14 protein-coding genes are annotated in these 15,811 nt (G+C 73.2%); 5 read left to right on the forward strand and 9 right to left on the reverse strand.

Features of this window, described 5'->3' with window-relative positions; genetic code table 11:
• Nucleotides 1-19: 19 nt before the first annotated feature.
• On the forward strand, nt 20-1,051 hold the full coding sequence (locus OJ997_RS10385) for an LLM class flavin-dependent oxidoreductase (RefSeq protein ID WP_270025019.1): 1,032 nt from the start codon (nt 20-22) through the stop codon (nt 1,049-1,051).
• Here the strand turns inward: OJ997_RS10385 and OJ997_RS10390 are convergent.
• The 4 genes from OJ997_RS10390 to OJ997_RS10405 form a co-directional block, all read right to left on the reverse strand.
• A complete protein-coding gene (locus tag OJ997_RS10390; RefSeq protein ID WP_270025020.1) occupies nt 954-1,973 on the reverse strand; it encodes a NosD domain-containing protein in 1,020 nt (339 codons plus the stop codon). The two genes, OJ997_RS10385 and OJ997_RS10390, sit on opposite strands and share 98 nt — an antisense overlap.
• Before the next feature lie 22 nt (nt 1,974-1,995).
• A complete protein-coding gene (locus tag OJ997_RS10395) occupies nt 1,996-2,682 on the reverse strand; it encodes an MDR/zinc-dependent alcohol dehydrogenase-like family protein (RefSeq protein ID WP_270025021.1) in 687 nt (228 codons plus the stop codon).
• A 12-nt stretch (nt 2,683-2,694) separates the two neighbouring features.
• Complete coding sequence (locus OJ997_RS10400; RefSeq protein WP_270025022.1) at nt 2,695-4,311, reverse strand: ABC-F family ATP-binding cassette domain-containing protein; 1,617 nt, start codon at nt 4,309-4,311, stop codon at nt 2,695-2,697.
• Between the two features lie 152 nt (nt 4,312-4,463).
• Nucleotides 4,464-5,276 (reverse strand): hypothetical protein, encoded by an 813-nt coding sequence (locus OJ997_RS10405; protein ID WP_270025023.1) that lies wholly within the window; start codon nt 5,274-5,276, stop codon nt 4,464-4,466.
• Nucleotides 5,277-5,422: 146 nt separating this feature from the next.
• Here OJ997_RS10405 and OJ997_RS10410 point away from each other — a divergent pair, with 146 nt between their 5' ends.
• Together OJ997_RS10410 and OJ997_RS10415 are read left to right on the forward strand one after the other, a co-directional pair.
• A complete protein-coding gene (locus OJ997_RS10410) occupies nt 5,423-6,025 on the forward strand; it encodes a hypothetical protein (RefSeq protein WP_270025024.1) in 603 nt (200 codons plus the stop codon).
• A gap of 15 nt (nt 6,026-6,040) precedes the next feature.
• The gene (locus tag OJ997_RS10415; protein ID WP_270025025.1) at nt 6,041-6,376 is read left to right on the forward strand and encodes an STAS domain-containing protein; all 336 of its coding nucleotides are present in this window, start codon (nt 6,041-6,043) and stop codon (nt 6,374-6,376) included.
• Here the strand turns inward: OJ997_RS10415 and OJ997_RS10420 are convergent.
• From OJ997_RS10420 to OJ997_RS10430, 3 genes are read right to left on the reverse strand one after another with little or no spacing between them, the layout of a single operon-like run.
• Nucleotides 6,373-6,927, reverse strand: coding sequence for a tetratricopeptide repeat protein (locus OJ997_RS10420; RefSeq protein ID WP_270025026.1), 555 nt, complete (start codon nt 6,925-6,927; stop codon nt 6,373-6,375). The genes OJ997_RS10415 and OJ997_RS10420 overlap by 4 nt on opposite strands.
• Nucleotides 6,908-7,549 (reverse strand): HAD family hydrolase, encoded by a 642-nt coding sequence (locus tag OJ997_RS10425; RefSeq protein WP_270025027.1) that lies wholly within the window; start codon nt 7,547-7,549, stop codon nt 6,908-6,910. The genes OJ997_RS10420 and OJ997_RS10425 overlap by 20 nt, the downstream gene beginning before the upstream one ends.
• Complete coding sequence (locus tag OJ997_RS10430; RefSeq protein WP_270025028.1) at nt 7,546-8,442, reverse strand: LysR family transcriptional regulator; 897 nt, start codon at nt 8,440-8,442, stop codon at nt 7,546-7,548. Before OJ997_RS10430 ends, OJ997_RS10425 begins: the two co-directional genes overlap by 4 nt.
• A gap of 72 nt (nt 8,443-8,514) precedes the next feature.
• On the opposite strand from OJ997_RS10430, the gene OJ997_RS10435 reads away from it, so the two are divergent.
• Nucleotides 8,515-9,423 carry an EamA family transporter gene (locus OJ997_RS10435; RefSeq protein ID WP_270025029.1) on the forward strand — a complete coding sequence of 303 codons (909 nt, stop codon included), beginning with the start codon at nt 8,515-8,517 and terminating at the stop codon, nt 9,421-9,423.
• Nucleotides 9,375-11,117, forward strand: a complete 1,743-nt coding sequence (locus OJ997_RS10440) for a M14 family metallopeptidase (protein WP_270025030.1) — start codon at nt 9,375-9,377, stop codon at nt 11,115-11,117. Before OJ997_RS10435 ends, OJ997_RS10440 begins: the two co-directional genes overlap by 49 nt.
• Here OJ997_RS10440 and OJ997_RS10445 read toward each other — a convergent pair.
• Both OJ997_RS10445 and OJ997_RS10450 read right to left on the reverse strand, forming a co-directional pair.
• A complete protein-coding gene (locus tag OJ997_RS10445; RefSeq protein ID WP_270025031.1) occupies nt 11,114-12,868 on the reverse strand; it encodes a hypothetical protein in 1,755 nt (584 codons plus the stop codon). The genes OJ997_RS10440 and OJ997_RS10445 overlap by 4 nt on opposite strands.
• Nucleotides 12,865-15,780, reverse strand: a complete 2,916-nt coding sequence (locus tag OJ997_RS10450; protein WP_270025032.1) for a choice-of-anchor D domain-containing protein — start codon at nt 15,778-15,780, stop codon at nt 12,865-12,867. Before OJ997_RS10450 ends, OJ997_RS10445 begins: the two co-directional genes overlap by 4 nt.
• Nucleotides 15,781-15,811: the final 31 nt, after the last annotated feature.

A 15,811-nucleotide genomic window follows, 5' to 3' on the forward strand; every position in this document is an offset into this window, starting at 1 on the left:
GGACCCTATCCTGGATCGCATGCTGCTCAGCGTCCTCGATCAATCGCCGATCGCGGAAGGGACGACCGGGTCGCAGGCGCTGCAGAACACGCTCGACCTCGCGCGCCTGACCGATCAGCTCGGCTATCACCGCTACTGGGTCGCCGAGCATCACGGCGGCCCGATGCTCGCCGGCCCGAGTCCTGAAGCGCTGATCGGCCCGATCGCCGCGGCCACGGAGAGCATCCGCGTCGGCAGCGGCGGCGTGATGCTCCCGCACTACAGCCCGTTCAAGGTCGCGGAGACGTTCAGCGTCCTCGCGGGCCTGTACCCCGGCCGGATCGACCTCGGGCTCGGCCGCGCCGCCGGGACCGACCCGATGACCACGCACGCGCTCCAGCGCGACCGCACCCATGCGCTCCCCGACGACTTCCCGCAGCAGCTGGACGAGCTGCTCGCCTACTTCGAGGGGACCGTCAAGGTCTCGAGCCCGCTCGCGCGCCTGCAGAAGGTCCTGCCCGGCCGGCCCGAACGGCCCGAGCCGTGGCTGCTCGGCTCCTCACCGCAGTCCGCCGTGTGGGCGGCGGACCTGGGCCTCCCCTACGCGTTCGCGGACTTCATCAACCCCAAGGGCGCCGACATCGCCCAGCTGTACGCGAAGCAGTTCAAGGAGGGCGTGCGGCTCGACGCTCCGCGCACCGCCGTCGCCGTGTGGGCGCTGGCCGCCGACACCGAGGAAGAGGCCGTCCACCTCGCCACCTCGAGCAAGATGGCGTTCGCGATGCTCCGCAAGGGCCGGCTGATCGAGGTCCCGCCGCCGGAGACCGCCACCCGCTTCCTCGAGCAGCTGGATGAAGCCGACAAGCGCAAGACGCAGGGCCGCCGCGCGCTCGTCGGCACGCCCGATCAGGTCAAGGCGGGCATCGAGGCGGTCGCCGCCGAGTACGGCGCGCAGGAGGTGATCGTGGTCACGATCACCTATGACCACGAGGCCCGGCGCCGTTCCTATGCCCATCTGGCCGAGGCGTTCGCTCTGCGCCCTGCGGCCGTGGCTTCCCGCTCCGGCAGCTGACGTTCGCGCAGCGCGCCGCGCGGTTCTCGCCGCCGCCGACCACCGTTCCCGGCTCGGCGAAGATCTCGAACGGCCCCGCCGACCGCGTGACCAGGTTCGCCTTGACCACGTTGCCCGTGCCCGCCGTGACGCCGATCCCGTAGCCGAAGCAGCCCTCGCAGCCGCCGACCGAGCGGTCGATCACGTTGCCGGCGACGACGTTGCCGGCCCCGGCCACGAGCACGCCGTCACCGCCGCCGGAGACCTTGTTGAGCGTGAGCAGGTTGCGGTCGGACGTGTCGATCCACAGGCTCGTGACCGACCCCTGGACGACGTTCGCGGACGCCTCGTTGCCGGTCGAGCCCTCGACGAACGCGATCCCGTTGCCCGCGTTGTTCACCACGCGGTTGCCCTGGACCTTCGTCTTCGCGGAGCCGAACACGAGCACGCCGGTGACCGCGTTGTCGCTGAGGTTGCTGAGCCGGAGCCGGTTGCCCGTCGAGGCGGTGACCGCGAACCCGGTGCGGTTGCCGGTCGAGCTCACGGCGGTGAAGTCGTTGCCGTCGCTGCCGTTCACCAGATCGATCCCGCGCCCGGCGATCCCGGTCACGGTCACCCCGCTCACGCGGTTGCCGTCGGCGCCGTCGAGCGCGAGGCCGACGCCGAACTCGCGCACGGTCCCGCCCTTGATCTTCACGCCGCGATGCCCGGCGAGCCTGATGCCGACGCCCGCGCCGGTGCCGTCGACCGTGCGCCGGCCGAGGTCGAGCGTGACGTTGTCCGCGCCGATCACGAGCCCGTCGGCCGGGCAGTCGACGAGGTCGCCGCGCAGGCGCGTGTCCGACGTGATCGTGGCGCCGCAGGCCGGGCCTGTGGCCTGCGCGGCCGCGGGAGCGGCGAGCGCGAGCAGCCCGGCGGCCGCGACGTACCTGAATCCGGTCATCGGCTTCAGGTACCCGGCCGGTTCAGACGATCAACAGCACCTTGCCGCTTTCGGGTGTCTCGCGGCCCCGCGCGGCGTCGCGCAGCGGCACGCGTTCCAGGATCTCCGGCTCGACCCGCTCGAGCACGAACCGCAGCGCCATCGCCCGTGCGGCGGGCGTCGCGAGGTAGTGCGCGGTGTCCACCCAGTGGACGCTGAGCTGGCGCTCGGCGAGCCGCTCGACGTCGATCCGCCCGTGCGGGTTGCCGCCGTGCAGGATGAGCGTGCCGCGCGAGGCGAGCTGCTCGAGCCCACCGCCGTAGGCGATCTTCGCGTTCTCGGTGACCAGCTCGGCGCCGGCCAGCTCGGCCAGCTGCGCGACCAGCCCGGTCGCCGCCACGCGATCTCCCGCCCGTAGCCGGAAGCCGACGTGGGTGAGCACGTACGCGGCCGTGCCGTCGAACGCGAGCGCCGCCGCCACGTCCAGCGGCGTGCCCGGCTCCAGCGGGACGAGCTCCTCGACGGGCACCGCCGCGTACTCCGCGTAGCGGCCGCCACCGGGGAAGTACACGACGGCCTGCCCGATGAGCGCGGGGTCGGCCGCCGCAACGACCTCCCCGGCGGCCTCACCACCGGGCGTCCCGATGAAGCGGTTGCGGACCAGCACCTCGCCGACCCCGGGCCGCGGCTCGGGACGCTGGACGGCCTCGCTCTCCTCGATGGCCAGCATTGCGGCTCGACGCTACTCCTCGATCCGGCGGCTCCTCACGCAAATGACACGTTCGCAGTCGATCGCGTCGATCATCGGACGGTCATGGGTCGCGACGACCAGCGTCCCGCGGTAGCCGCGCAGCGCCGCCTCGATCACCTCGAGCGTGTCGAAGTCGAGGTGGTTGGTCGGCTCGTCGAGCAGGATCAGCTCCGCGCCGCCGCCGACGATCGCCGCCACGTGGACACGCGCCCGCTCACCCGGGGAGAGCCGCGCGAGCGGCCGGTCGATCGCGTCGCTGCCGAGCCGATAGTGGGCGAGGAGCGTCCGCGCCTCGGCCTCGGGGAGCGAGGTCTGCGCGCGGAACCAGGCGAGCAGGCCGAGCTCGGCGCCGTCCGCGACCGGGGCGCCGCCGAGCGTCCCCGCCGGCACCTCGGCCACGCCGACCTGCGGCAACAGCCGCGTCTCCCCGCGCACGTCCACGTCGCCGTCCGCCGGCACGACGCGCCCGCTCAGCAGGTGCAGGAGCGTCGACTTGCCCGAGCCGTTCGGCCCGACGAGCGCCACGCGGTCGCCCGCGTGGAGCGTCAGGTCGACGCCCTCGAGCACACCCGGGACCGTGACGCCACGCAGCGCCGCCACGAGCCGCTTGCCACCGCCGTCGCTCTCCAGCTGCACCTTGAACGCGGCCGGCTCACGCGGCGCGCGCACCCACGTCTCCGCCTGCATCTCACGTTGGAGCCGGTGCTCACGCGCCTTGGACTTCTTCGCCACCTTCTTCGCGTAGCGCTTGAACTTCGGGGCGATCGCGCGCGGGATCGTCCGCTCGGTGTACTGCGCCTGGCGAGCGGTCATCGCGATGTCGGCCTCGAGCCGCTTGCGCTTCTTCTCCTGCGCCTCGACGACCAGCGCCAGCCGCTCCCGGCGCCGCGCCCGCTCCTCCCGGTACGCCGTGTAGCCGCCCTCGTACGCCTCGAGGCCCTCCGGGGAGAGCTCGTAGATGCGATCGACGGTCGCGTCGAGGAAGTCGCGGTCGTGGGAGACGGTCAGCAGCGTGCCGTCGAAGCCCTCCAGCCACTCGGCGAGCCACGCGCGGCCGTCGGCGTCGAGGTGGTTGGTCGGCTCGTCGAGCAGCAGCACGGTCGGGTCGCCGAGCAGCACGGACGCGAGCAGGCAACGCGCCGCCTCGCCGCCGCTCAGCTCGCCCAGGCGCGCGCCGCGGTCGAGATGCTCGATCGCCAGCCGCCGTCGGGCCTCGTCCAGCCGGGCCTCCAGCGCCCAGCCGCCGAGCGCCTCGAAGCGCGCCTGGGCGTCGCCGTAGGCGTCGAAGTCGGTCAGGTCGTGTTCATGGGCGTCGAGCTCGAGCCGGACCTCCCACACCTCCCCGAGCGCTCGTCGCAACAGGTCGTCGATCGTCGCCCGTGGGTCGAGCACGTCCTGCGGCAGGTAGCTCGCGCGGTCGCCGACGCCGAGCGCGACCGCACCGCGCTCGGGAGCATCAACGCCGGCGAGCAGGCGCAGGAGCGTCGTCTTGCCGACGCCGTTCGGGCCGACGAGCGCGGCCCGCGCGCCGTCGTCCAGGGTCAGCGAGAGGCCGTCGAACAGCGGCGCCCCGTCGTGGGACTGCATGAGGTCGGTGCCCTTGAGCATGTGGTGGTCCTTTCGAACGAGGACCGGACCTACGGGCGTGCGCGGACGAACGAAGAGGTCGGTCGAAGCCGCCTACGCCACCGCACGCCCGGCCCAGAGGGTCGGATTGGTCAAACAAGGTGCGGTGGCTGGCTACTCCACGGCTTACGAGACTAGCGCGGGCACGGCACCCCGGGAAGGCACACGTACGCAGAGAAGTCCCCGTAGTGCCGCGTGCCGGCCTGGTCGCGCCAGGTCAACAGCCGTGGGAGCAGGCGCGTCGTGCGCTGGAGGCCGTTGTCGGGCGTGGCGAGCGTGCGCCAGCGGCCGCCGTGGTCGAGCAGTCGGACCTCGGTCACGCCGTCGGCGACCGTCCCCCACGTGGCCACGCCGCCGGGGACGCGCGTCACGGCGGCCTGGACGCCGATCATGCGGTCGGCGTCGGTGCACGCGACCACCGCCGCGGTCGTGATCTCCAGCCCCGTGCAGAGCCCGGTCCGGTTGCGGAACGCCCACATCCCGTCGCCGACCCGGCGCGTGTTCTCGGCGTCGAGCCCGCTTCCCTGCGTGTTCTCGTAGGCGATCAGCGAGCGCACCCGCGCGGCGGGGACGTCGGCGTCGACCTTCGCGCGATCGAAGACGGCGAAGTGCGCCGCGACCGGGCGGATGCGAGCGAGCTTCGTCCGCTGCAGCCGCTTCCCGGCTCCCGCGTTGAACTGGCTCGCGATCCCCACCTCGCAGCGGGTCTCCTGCCGCAGCTCGTGGCTGAGGGCCTTGAAGGCGCGGCGCAGCACCGTGCGTGGGTAACGGCGGGTGAGCGCGCCGCCGTGGACGAGGCAGTCGTCGACGATGCCCGCCGCGCGGCCGGGGCGGCGCGCGAGCCGGCTCGCGATCGCCTTCGCGCAGTCCGTGTTCTGCCGCTGCGCTGCCCGCAGGCGGGCAGCCTCGCGCTCGAGCGCCGCGTCCGTGTGGGTGTCCGCGAGCACCCCGCGATGACGCTCGCAGTCCCGTTGCGGGGTCGCGGCCTGGGCCGACGCAGCCGGAAGCAGTAGTGCGAGCACGCACACCAAGAAGCCATTCCTCATCGCCACCGTCAACGCGGGCCGCCCACCGGGGTTGCGAGGATGCGGGTGTGCCCATCACCGAACACCCGCTCGGCCTGACCTGGGTCGCCGACGACGCACTCCAACGCGCTGCGCACGCGCTCGCCCACGACGGCAAGGTCTGGCTCGTCGACCCGTTCGAACAGGGCGACGCGATCGAGCGCGCCGCCGCGCTCGGCGAGGTCGCGGGCGTGCTGCAGCTGTTCGTCGCCCACGAGCGCGACGGCAAGGCGATCGCCGACCGGCTCGACGCGCCGTTCTTCTCCCTGCCGAGCAACGTCCCCGACGCGCCGTTCGACGTCGTCGACGTGAGCCTGCTGGTCTGGAAGGAGCGCGCGCTGTGGTGGCCCGAGCGGCGTGGCCTGGTCGTCGCGGAGTCGATCGGCACCGCGCCACACCTCGCGGTCGGCCCCGGGCCAGCGGGCGTGCACCCGCTCCGCCGTGGCTTCCCGCCGGCCGGGCCGCTGAAGGCGCTCGCCCCGGAGCACCTGCTCGTCGGCCACGGCCACCCGGTCCACGGCCCGGACGCCACGACCGCGCTCCAGGAGGCGCTTCACCGTTCGAGACGTGACATACCGACGCTCGTCGTGAAGCTCCCGGGCATCTTCCGGAGCATGCAAGGCCGACGCTGAGGTAGGTTGCGACCCATGTTCACCCTCGACCACGACCCCGTCGACGGCAGCCACCTGATCGTCGCCGGCGGCGAACTCGACCTCGGCGCCACTTCGGAGATGAGCGCGATCTTCGCGATGGCGGCCGCCGGCCCGCAGGACGCGGTGGTCCTCGACCTCTCAGCGGTGGACTTCATCGACTCGAGCGCGCTCGGCACGATCCTCCGCGCCGCGCAGTCCCTTGAAGCGTCCGGCAAGCGCCTGCACGTCGTCGTACCGGACGGTCCGGTGCGCCGCCTGCTGGAGATCACGGGCACCGCCTCGCGCTTCTCCCTGCACGGGACGCGCGACGACGCGTTCGCGGCTGCTTAGAGCCGTTCCTGCTCCGCACGGACGCGCTCGAGCCCGCTCAGCGCGTCGGTGTTCCCCTCGGCCGCCGCTTGCTCGTACAGCAACGCGGCGTCGTCCAACCGGTCCTGGTTCTCGCGCACGAGGCCCAGCCAATACAGCGCGTCGGCGTCGCCCCGGGCGACCGCCGGCGCGAGCACCGACGCCGCCTCGGCCTCGCGGCCGTGACCGATCAGGAAGCGGCCCAGGCCGGTGTCGGCCTCGCTCGAGCCGGCCGCCAGCGCCGTGCGCCACGCCGCCTCGGCCTCTTCCTCACGGCCTTCGATCTCCTCGAGCAGGTCGGCGAGCAGCCACCAACCGTCGGGGTCGCCGGCCTCCGCCGCGGCGCGGCACGCGTCCTCGGCGTCTTCCTCACGCCCCGGGAGCCGTGTGAGCAGCTCGGCGAGGTTGTAGGCCGCGGTGACGTGCCCGGACTCGGCCGCCTCGCGGTAGAGCTCCTCCGCCTCTTCGACCTGCCCCGCCTGGACCGCGATGTAGGCGCGGGCGAAGAGCCCGTCAGCCTCTGAGGACCACATCGCGCGTGAGGGCGTCGAGGTCCGGCAGCGTCACGTCCGCGAGCGCCAGCGCTGCGTCGGACGGCGGGAAGTGCGGGTTCGGGATCGCGATCACGTACAGGCCCGCGGCGTGTGCGGAGCGCAGGCCGGCGTCGGAGTCCTCGATCGCGGTCGCGGTGTCGGCGCCGAGGCGGCGCAGCGCCTCCTGGTAGACGTCGGGCGCCGGCTTGCCGCGCGCGACCTCCTCGGAGGAGACCGTGGCCTTGAAGCGGTCGGCGACGCCCATCTCGCTGAGCACGAGGTCGATGATCGGGCGGTTGGAGGACGACGCGAGCCCGAGCGTGAACGCGTCGGCCATCCGCTCGACGGCCTCACGCGCGCCGGGCAGCAGCGGCAGCTCGGCCTGGTACTCGCGCAGCATCGCGGCCACGACCGCCTCGTTGATCTCGTCGACCGTGAGCTGCACGTGGAGTTGCTCGATCAGGTAGACCGGCCACTCCTTCGAGCTCATCCCGAGCATGTCCGTGGTGGCGCTGTCGGTCCACTCGCCGCCATGCTCGGCGACGACGTCCTTGCGCGACTGGTCCCAGACCTGCTCGGAGTCCACGAGCACGCCGTCGAGGTCGAAGATGACGGTGGTCATGCCACCACTCCGGCGACGGCGTCGAGCACGGCGCGGACCGCGGGGTTGGACTCGGCGCCGCCACGGCAGGCGGCGAAGACGTGGCGCTTGGGCGGTTCTCCGGTCAAGGGGATGATGGTGACACCCGGCGGGGTCACCGAGTGCGCGAGCCGGGGCACGAGCGAGACGCCGAGCTCGGCGGCGACGAGCCCCATCACGGCCTGCCAGTCGCCCGAGCGGTGCACGATCCGCGGCGTGTAGCCCGCGCGCTGGCAGCCGGCCATGAACACCTCGTCGCACGACCAGCCGACCGGCGGCGCGACCCACTCCGCGTCCTGCAGCTCGGCGAGGTCGAGCGTCTCGCGGCCGGCGAGCGGATGGTCGACCCCGAGCACCGCGTCCAGCACGTCGCCGAGCAGCTCCTCGCGGTGAAAGCGCGGATCGTCGCGGCGCGGCGCGGAGCGGCACTCCATGCTGAGGATCACGTCCACGTCGCGGTTGCTGAGCAGCACCATCGACTCGTCCGTCTCGGCCTCGTGGACGCACAGCTTCACGTTCGGCGCGGCCTCGCGGAGCGAGCGGACGGCGGGCGCGAGCAGGCCCGCGAGCGCGGTCGGGAAGCCGCTGACGCGCACCTCCCCGCGCGGCGTCTGGTCCTGTGCCGCGAGCTCGCCCTCCATCTGCTCGACGCGGGCGAACAACGCGTCGGCGTGGCCGAGCAGCACGTGGGCGGCGCCGGTGAGCCGGACGGTGCGGCCGTTCGGCTCGAGCACGGCGTGCCCGACCTCACGTTCGAGCGCGGAGAGCTGTTGGGAGACCGCGCTTGACGTCAAGTGCAACGCGTCAGCGGCCTTGGCGAGCGTTCCGTGGTCGGCCACGGCGCGCAGCGCGCGGAGCTTGCGGAGATCGACCATCAAGGCGATCTTACGGGTTCCGTTCAGAAAGTCCACTCGCTCTTGCCGGTTGGAGCCGTCACCGTCTGGTCCATGCCCCGCCGTCATGTCGCCATCGCCGTCCTCGTCGCGCTGACCTGGGGCGTGAACTTCGTCGTGCTCCACGTGGGTCTGGAGTCCTTCCCTCCCCTGCTCTTCACCGCCCTGCGCTTCACCCTCGTGGCGCTGCTGATCCCGTTCGTGCCGCGACCGGGCGTCTCCATTCCAGCCGTGATCGCCGTGGGCCTATTGATGTCCGCCGGGCACCACGGGCTCGTCACGCTGGGCATGCACGAGGGCATGCCGGCGGGCCTGGCCTCGCTGGTGCTGCAGCTGCAGGCGGCGTTCACGATCGGCTTCGCCGTGCTGCTGCTCGGCGAGCGGCCGCGGCGCACGCAGCTGCTGGGCGGCGTGATCGCGTTCGCCGGGATCGCGATCATCGCCGCGGGGCGCGGCTCCCACGTCCCGCTCGGCGCGGTCCTGCTGACGATCGGCGCGGCGTGCTCGTGGGGCATGGGCAACGTCGCGGCGCGCAAGGCGGCCTCCCCCAACCCGCTCGGCCTGCTGGTGTGGTCGAGCCTGGTGCCGCCGATCCCGCTCTTCTCGCTGTCGGCGATCTTCGAGCGCGGCGAAGTGGTGTCGATGGACGCGTCGGGCGTCGCGGCGCTCGCGTACGTCGTGATCCTCTCCACGCTCGGCGGGTTCGGCGCGTGGGTGTGGCTGCTCAAGCAGCACCCGGCCTCGACGGTCGCGCCGTTCACGCTGCTCGTGCCGGTGTTCGGGATCGCCTCCGCGTGGCTGTTCCTGAGCGAGGTGCCGACGGTGACGGAGCTGCTCGGCGCGGGGGTCGTATTGGTCGGGCTTTCCTTCACGGTGGGGTTGACAGCGCCGCGACGCAAGCGCGAGGCTGAGCCATGCGCCTCTCCCGTTGCGTCGCCCTTGCCGCAGCCGTCGTCGCCCTGATCGCCGCTCCATCGGCCCAGGCGGCCGTCTCCAGCTACCGCGTCGACGGGGTACGCACGCAGGCGCAGCGGGCGGCGGTCGCGCGGACGGGTGCCGCGATCGTGGCCGTCGACCACGGCTCGGTGACCGTGACGGCGTCGCGTTCTGACCGGCGCGCACTCCGACGCGCCGGGTTCAAGGTGGTGTCTCGCGCCCGGGCGAGCGACTTCCCGGCCGCCGACGCGGCGTACCACAACTACGCGGAGGTCTCGTCCGAGACCGCGGCGTTGATGACCAACTACCCGACGCTGGTCTCGCGCTTCAGCCTCGGGACGACGTACGAGGGGCGCGAGATCTGGGCGCTGAAGATCTCCGACAACGTCGGGCTGGACGAGAGCGAGCCCGAGGTCCTGTTCACCGCCAACCAGCATGCGCGGGAGCACCTGACGGTCGAGATGGCGCTCTATCAGGCCAACGAGCTGACGTCCAAGTACGCGACCGACGCGCAGATCCGGGCGCTGGTGGACTCGCGGGAGATCTGGATCGTGCCGTCGGTGAACCCTGACGGCGCCGAGTACGACGTCGCCACCGGGTCCTACCGCTCGTGGCGCAAGAACCGGCAGCCCAACGCGGGCTCGAGCGCGGTCGGCACGGACCTGAACCGCAACTGGGCGTTTCAGTGGGGCTGCTGCGGCGGGTCTTCAGGGACGACGTCGTCGGAGACCTACCGCGGGCCGTCCGCGTTCTCGGCGCCCGAGACGCAGCGGGTGCGGGACTTCGTGAACTCGCGCGTGGTCGGCGGCGCGCAGCAGATCAAAGCCCACATCGACTGGCACACCTACTCCGAGCTGATCCTGTGGCCGTACGGCTACACGACCGCCAACACGACCTCGACGCTGACCGCCAACGACCAGGCGGCGCTGTCCCGGCTCGGTCAGAACATGGCCGCCACCAACGGCTACACGCCCGAGCAGTCCAGCGACCTCTACATCGCCGACGGCACGATCAACGACTGGCTCTGGGGCCAGTACAAGATCTTCAGCTACACGTTCGAGATGTACCCGCGCACCTCGAACCCGGGCTTCTATCCGCCCGGCTCGGTGATCGGGCGCGAGACGACCCGCAACCGCGCGGCGTTCATCCAGCTGCTCGACGCCGCCGACTGCCCGTACGAGGTCCTGAGCCAGACGTGCGGGACCACTCCGCCGCCGACGACGGTCTACAGCGACACGTTCGAGTCGGCCACGGGCTGGACCGTGCTGAGCGACACCGCCACGACCGGGCGCTGGGAGCGGGCGAACCCGGCTGACACGAACTCCTCGGGCGCGAAGCAGCTCGGCACGACGGTCAGCGGCTCGTTCGACCTCGTGACGGGGCCGCTGGCGGGCTCCGACGCGGGAACGTACGACGTCGACGGCGGCCAGACGTCGATCCGCTCCCCGCAGATCACGCTGCCCGCCGGCAACCGGACGCTGACCTTCAGCTGGTACCTCGCGCACGGCTCGAACGCTTCCTCGGCGGACTACTTCCGCGTGCGGGTGAACGGCACGGTCGTCTTCCAGCAGCTCGGCGCCGCCGTGAACCGCAACGGCGCGTGGGCGACGGCGAGCGTCCCGCTGACCGGCGGCCAAACGGTCACGATCACCTTCGAGGCCGCCGACGCCGGCGCTGCCTCGCTCGTAGAGGCCGGCGTCGACGACGTGAGGATCAGCTAGTTCGGCGCGTGGACCCCCGGCGCGTCGTAGCTGTGGTTGCGCCCGAAGACCTGGATCCGGGCGTCGCCCTGGCCGGGGGTGGCGCCGGCGGACACGAGCTGGCAGACGCCGCCGGGAAACGGGGTCGGTGAGGCGTTGCGGCCGTACGGGTCGGTCCACCATAGGCGCGTGCCGCCGGGGTTCTCGACCTTCGTGCCCGCCAGGTAGACGTCGCGGCGCGTGCCGTCGAAGGGCGAGCGGGCGTCGTCGAACGGGGTGCCGGTGATGGCGTTCGCGCAGTCGACGCCGTTGGCCTTGTCGCCGTCCGCCGCCGTCTCCCAGCACAGCGGGAGCGTGCGGCCGATCGTCGTCCCGGTCGACGCGTAGCGGCTCGGGTTGAAGACGCCGAAGCTCGTCTCGAAGCGCGCGAGCGGTGCGCCACCGGGCAGCTCGAGGGCATTGATCGACGTCCACTTCTCGTACAGCGCCCAGACGGAGGTGGTGCGGCCGGACGGGACGAGCACGTTGCGCTCGACGCACTCGCGGTCCGGGATGAGCCGCGCGCCCGGGCCGGCCGGATAGCCGTTGTCGACCGTCGTGATGCGCGTCTCGGGCTCGCAGCCGCGTCCGTACACGCCCGGCTCGCCGAAGCGGGAGACGGTGGTCGAGATGACCTCGGTGCCGTCGCTGCAGCGGACCGCGTACACGAGCTCGTGCGCGTTGTTGGAGAGCGCGTCGGGCGAGTGACTGCCCTGGTGGACCGACGTCAGGTAGTCGCACGTCGTCCCGAGCGCGGCGCCGTCGGGCCCGAGCAGCGCGACGTCGTTCGCGACCGACACCTTGTAGCCGACGTGATCCTCGCTGCGCTTGGCCGTGCCGGGGTTGGCCGCGGCGAACGCGTCCAGCGCCTCGGTCGAGGTGCCGAACGGCAGCCCGGCGTACTGCTCGTAGCCGGGAGCTTGGAGATGGTCGGCGACCCAGGCCTCGATGTCCGACGTCTTCGGGTCGTCGCCGTGCTCATGGCCGAACGTGCAGGCGCGGCCGGTGCCGGGATCGATCGTGGTCGGCGGGTGCCACGTCGGGTAGCGACGCCCGTCGGGCCCGACGACCGAGTAGCGGTCGTGCACGGCGGCCGGGCACGTGTCCGCGGCCGCCGCGACCCATGCGCGCGTGCTCGACGCGACCGACGCGGGCACGGCCGGCAGCGGCTCCGGCAGCCCGTCGCCGGGCGTCGGCGTCGGCGTCGGCGTGACCACCGGGTCCGGCGTCGCCGTCGCGTTCGGAACCGGAGCGGGCAGCGTCACGCTCGGCGTGATCGCCGGCACGGGCGCGAGCGGCCGCGCGGCGATCCGCAGCACGATCGCGCCTTGGTAGCTGCGAGTGCGGGACCGAACCCGGAAGCGCACGACGTCACGCCCGGCCACGCGCGCCGTGTACGCGATGCGCCCGGTCCGCTTGGTGAGCGCCCCGAGCTTGCCGAGCTTCGGCTTGACCACGACCGTCGTCTGCACGCGCCCGCGGCTGCCCAGAACCGCGTTGGTCCGCCCGACCCGGCAATCGAGCTTCAGCGTGACCTTCGCGCCGGCCGTCGTGCTCACCGTGGTCGTCCGGCACGTCCCGGTGGCCGCGCCGGCCGTGTCCGGCGAGAGCGCGGCGACGCCCGCGAGCGCGAGCGCAACGAGCCCGGCGCGCGCCGGGCTGCGACGAGCGCAGCCGCCGGCGGCATCGCCGCGCCAGGTCACGGCGCGGCGTGCGTTGTTCGTGCGCGTCATCGGGCGCGGCCTCGGACCGTGATCGTCACGGTCCGCGTCGTCGTCGTGCCGTCCGGGTTCGTCACCGCGAGCGTGGCCTTGCCGGACACGCGCTTGTGGCGGCCCAGCGAGCGGCGCTGCGCCGCGGTCAGCGCGACCGTGACGCGCATCGTCTTGCCCGGCTGCGCGGTGAAGCGCACGCTGCGGGAGACGCCCGCGAGCTTGACCGTCGCGCGGCCCGTGCAGGCGCCGCCCGTCGCGGCGCAGCGCAGCGACAGCGCGACGCGGCCCCGCGCGTCAGGCGTGAGTGACCGGGCCGCGAGCGAGACCGAGGCGCGTTTCGGGGCCGGCGCGACGGGGGTCGGCGTGGGCGTCGGGACTGCCGGGATCGGCGTCGCCGTGACCGTCGGCTCCACCGTCGGCGTGGCCGTGGGGGTCGCGGTCGGCGTCGGGGCCGGCGGCGCGGCGCCCGGGACGAGCGCGACCGTGACCTCGCCCGCGCGGGTGCGGTTCTGGCGGTAGGCCATGTCGGCCCCGAACGCGAAGTCCGCGGCGCCGTTGCCGTCGATGTCGCCGACGTTGGCGACCTGGCGGCCGAACCGCTCGCCGCCGCTCACGCCGGCCAGCGGCGCGAGGTCGGCGAGCGCGACGTAGCGGGTCGCGTCGTTCAGGTTGGCCGGGACGATCGCCGACACGCCGGCCGCGTTGTTGGTCTTCAGGGTGCTCACGTCCGCGACGCCCGGGACGAGATAGGCGCTGCCGGCCGTGCCCGCGCCGTACGCCCCGACCAACACGTCGTCGCGGCCGTCGTGGTCGACGTCGCCGGCGGGCGCGATCGAGTAGCCCGCCGAGGAGCCCGGCGCGCCGAGGATGCGGAAGCCGCGCGTGCCGAGGTCCGCCGTGTCCAGCGTCCCGGTCGCGCCGCCGAAGATCACGTACGCGGCGTCGCTGTTGGCGGCCGCGGTCGAGTCGGCGCCGAGCAGCACGTCCGCGCGCCCGTCGTCGTTGACGTCGCCGGCCGCGGCGACGCCGATCCCCAGCCGGTGGCCCGCGAACGCGCCGCCGACGCTGAACAGCGCGTTCTCCTCGACCGCCAGATCCACGACCCCGCGCTTCGCACCGCTGATCGCGAAGGCCCGGCCCGACGCGGTGGAGCGGCCCGAGAAGACCCCGGTGTACGCGCCGACCACGAGGTCGCCGACCCCGTCGGCGTTCAGGTCGCCGACCGGCGCGACCGCGGACAGCTGCCCCGGCGTGACGCCGATCAGCGTCAGGAGCGAGCTCGCGGACGCGTCGACCGTGCCCGTCCCCGCCTGCCCGCGCACCACGTAGATGCGGCCGTTGCTGGTGCGTGCCGGCGTCGTGTCCGAGCTGTCGGCGGTGTTCGCCATCAGCGCGACCTCGCCGCGGCCGTCGCCGTCGAGGTCGCCGACGCCAGTCACCACGTAGCCGAGGTGGTCGTACTCGAACGCGTTCGGCGCCACGATCCGGAACCCGCGGGCGCCGAGCAGCCCAAGATCGAGCGGCCCGGCCGAAGCGAGATCACGCGCGCCGAAGACCACGTACGCGGCGCCGCGCGGCGCGCCCGTGCCGGCCGGACGGCCGTCGTACTCGTACGCCCAGGCGCCGATCGCCAGGTCCTCGATCCCGTCGCCGTTCACGTCACCCGCGCACGCCGCGCTGGTGCCGGTCTGGGCGCGCACCTTCTCGCCCTCGATCCGGATCGTGCGCCCGGCCACCGTCGCCGCCAGGTCGGAGCTGCCGAACCGCGGCCCGCCGAAGGTCACGTAGGTCGCGCCCTCCCAGGAGGACTCGGCCGGCGACACCGACCACAGCGAAGCGCCCGTGATCACGTCGTCGAAGCCGTCGCCGTTGACGTCGCAGCCGCCCGACAGCGCGGCTCCGAGGTTGTCGCCACCGTCACCGACGAGCCGGGCCACCGGCTGCTGCGCGAGCACGAACGGCCCGAACGGGTCAGCGTCGAGGCCGCCGATGCCGACCCGCCCGCTGACCCGCGCCAGCACCGGCGCCAGCCCGGGCACCGGCAGCTCGAGCCGCGCGGTCCGCCAACCGGGGTCACCCGCCGTCAACGCCACCGTCAGAGCACAGCTCCCACCCGGCGCGACCGTCTGCCCGGAGCACCCGTCCGCAGACGCGACGAACCCGGCCGCCGAGAACTTCGCCGCGCCCAGCACCAGCGCCTCGTTGCCCGTGTTGCGCACGGTGAACGTCTCGCCACCCGCCACGTCGGCACTCGCGGGTGAGATCGCGGCGATCGGCTCCGTGCCCTCGCCGGCCAGCGCGACCAGGTGCGGCTTGTGGCCGGCGATCATCACGAAGCCGGACTTCACGCCCGCCGTCGTCGGCGCGAACGACACCTCGACGTCGCACGACGCGCCCGCCTCCAGCGTCTTGGAGCCGCAGCCGTCGGTGCCCTTGACCCACTGCGACGAGAGCGTGACCGCGCCCAGCGGGTACGGCTCGGCGCCGTCGTTCGTGATCCGCACGACGCGCTTGACCGACGTCCCCACGCGCTGGCCCGCGAAGTCGACCGGCTGCGCCGACAGATGCCGCCCGAAGCCGGTGATCGCCCCCGTGACGAACGTCGGCCCATTGGTGACCGTGGTCAGCGTCGTGGACTTCGACCCCGTCGACGTCGGCTTGAACGCGACGATCACCGTGCAGGTCTGGCCCGCGGCGAGCGGGTTCCCGGCGCCACGGTCCGCGCAGGTCCCGGCGAGCGAGAACTGGTCGGTCTGCGCTCCGCCGAGCGTGCTCGAGATCACCCAGACGGGGTCGGTGCCCGTGTTCGTCACCACGTACGACCGGCTCGCCGGTGCGGTGGCCGTGTTGATCTGCGCGTCGCCGAACGCCTGCGTGCCCGTCGGCCCGGTGGCCGTCGGATCGGCGAGCGCCGGTGGAGCGAACAGCAAGAGACCAGCGAGTGCGAGTGTCAATCCACGC

The organism is Solirubrobacter phytolaccae (assembly GCF_027587195.1).
Lineage (GTDB): Bacteria > Actinomycetota > Thermoleophilia > Solirubrobacterales > Solirubrobacteraceae > Solirubrobacter > Solirubrobacter phytolaccae.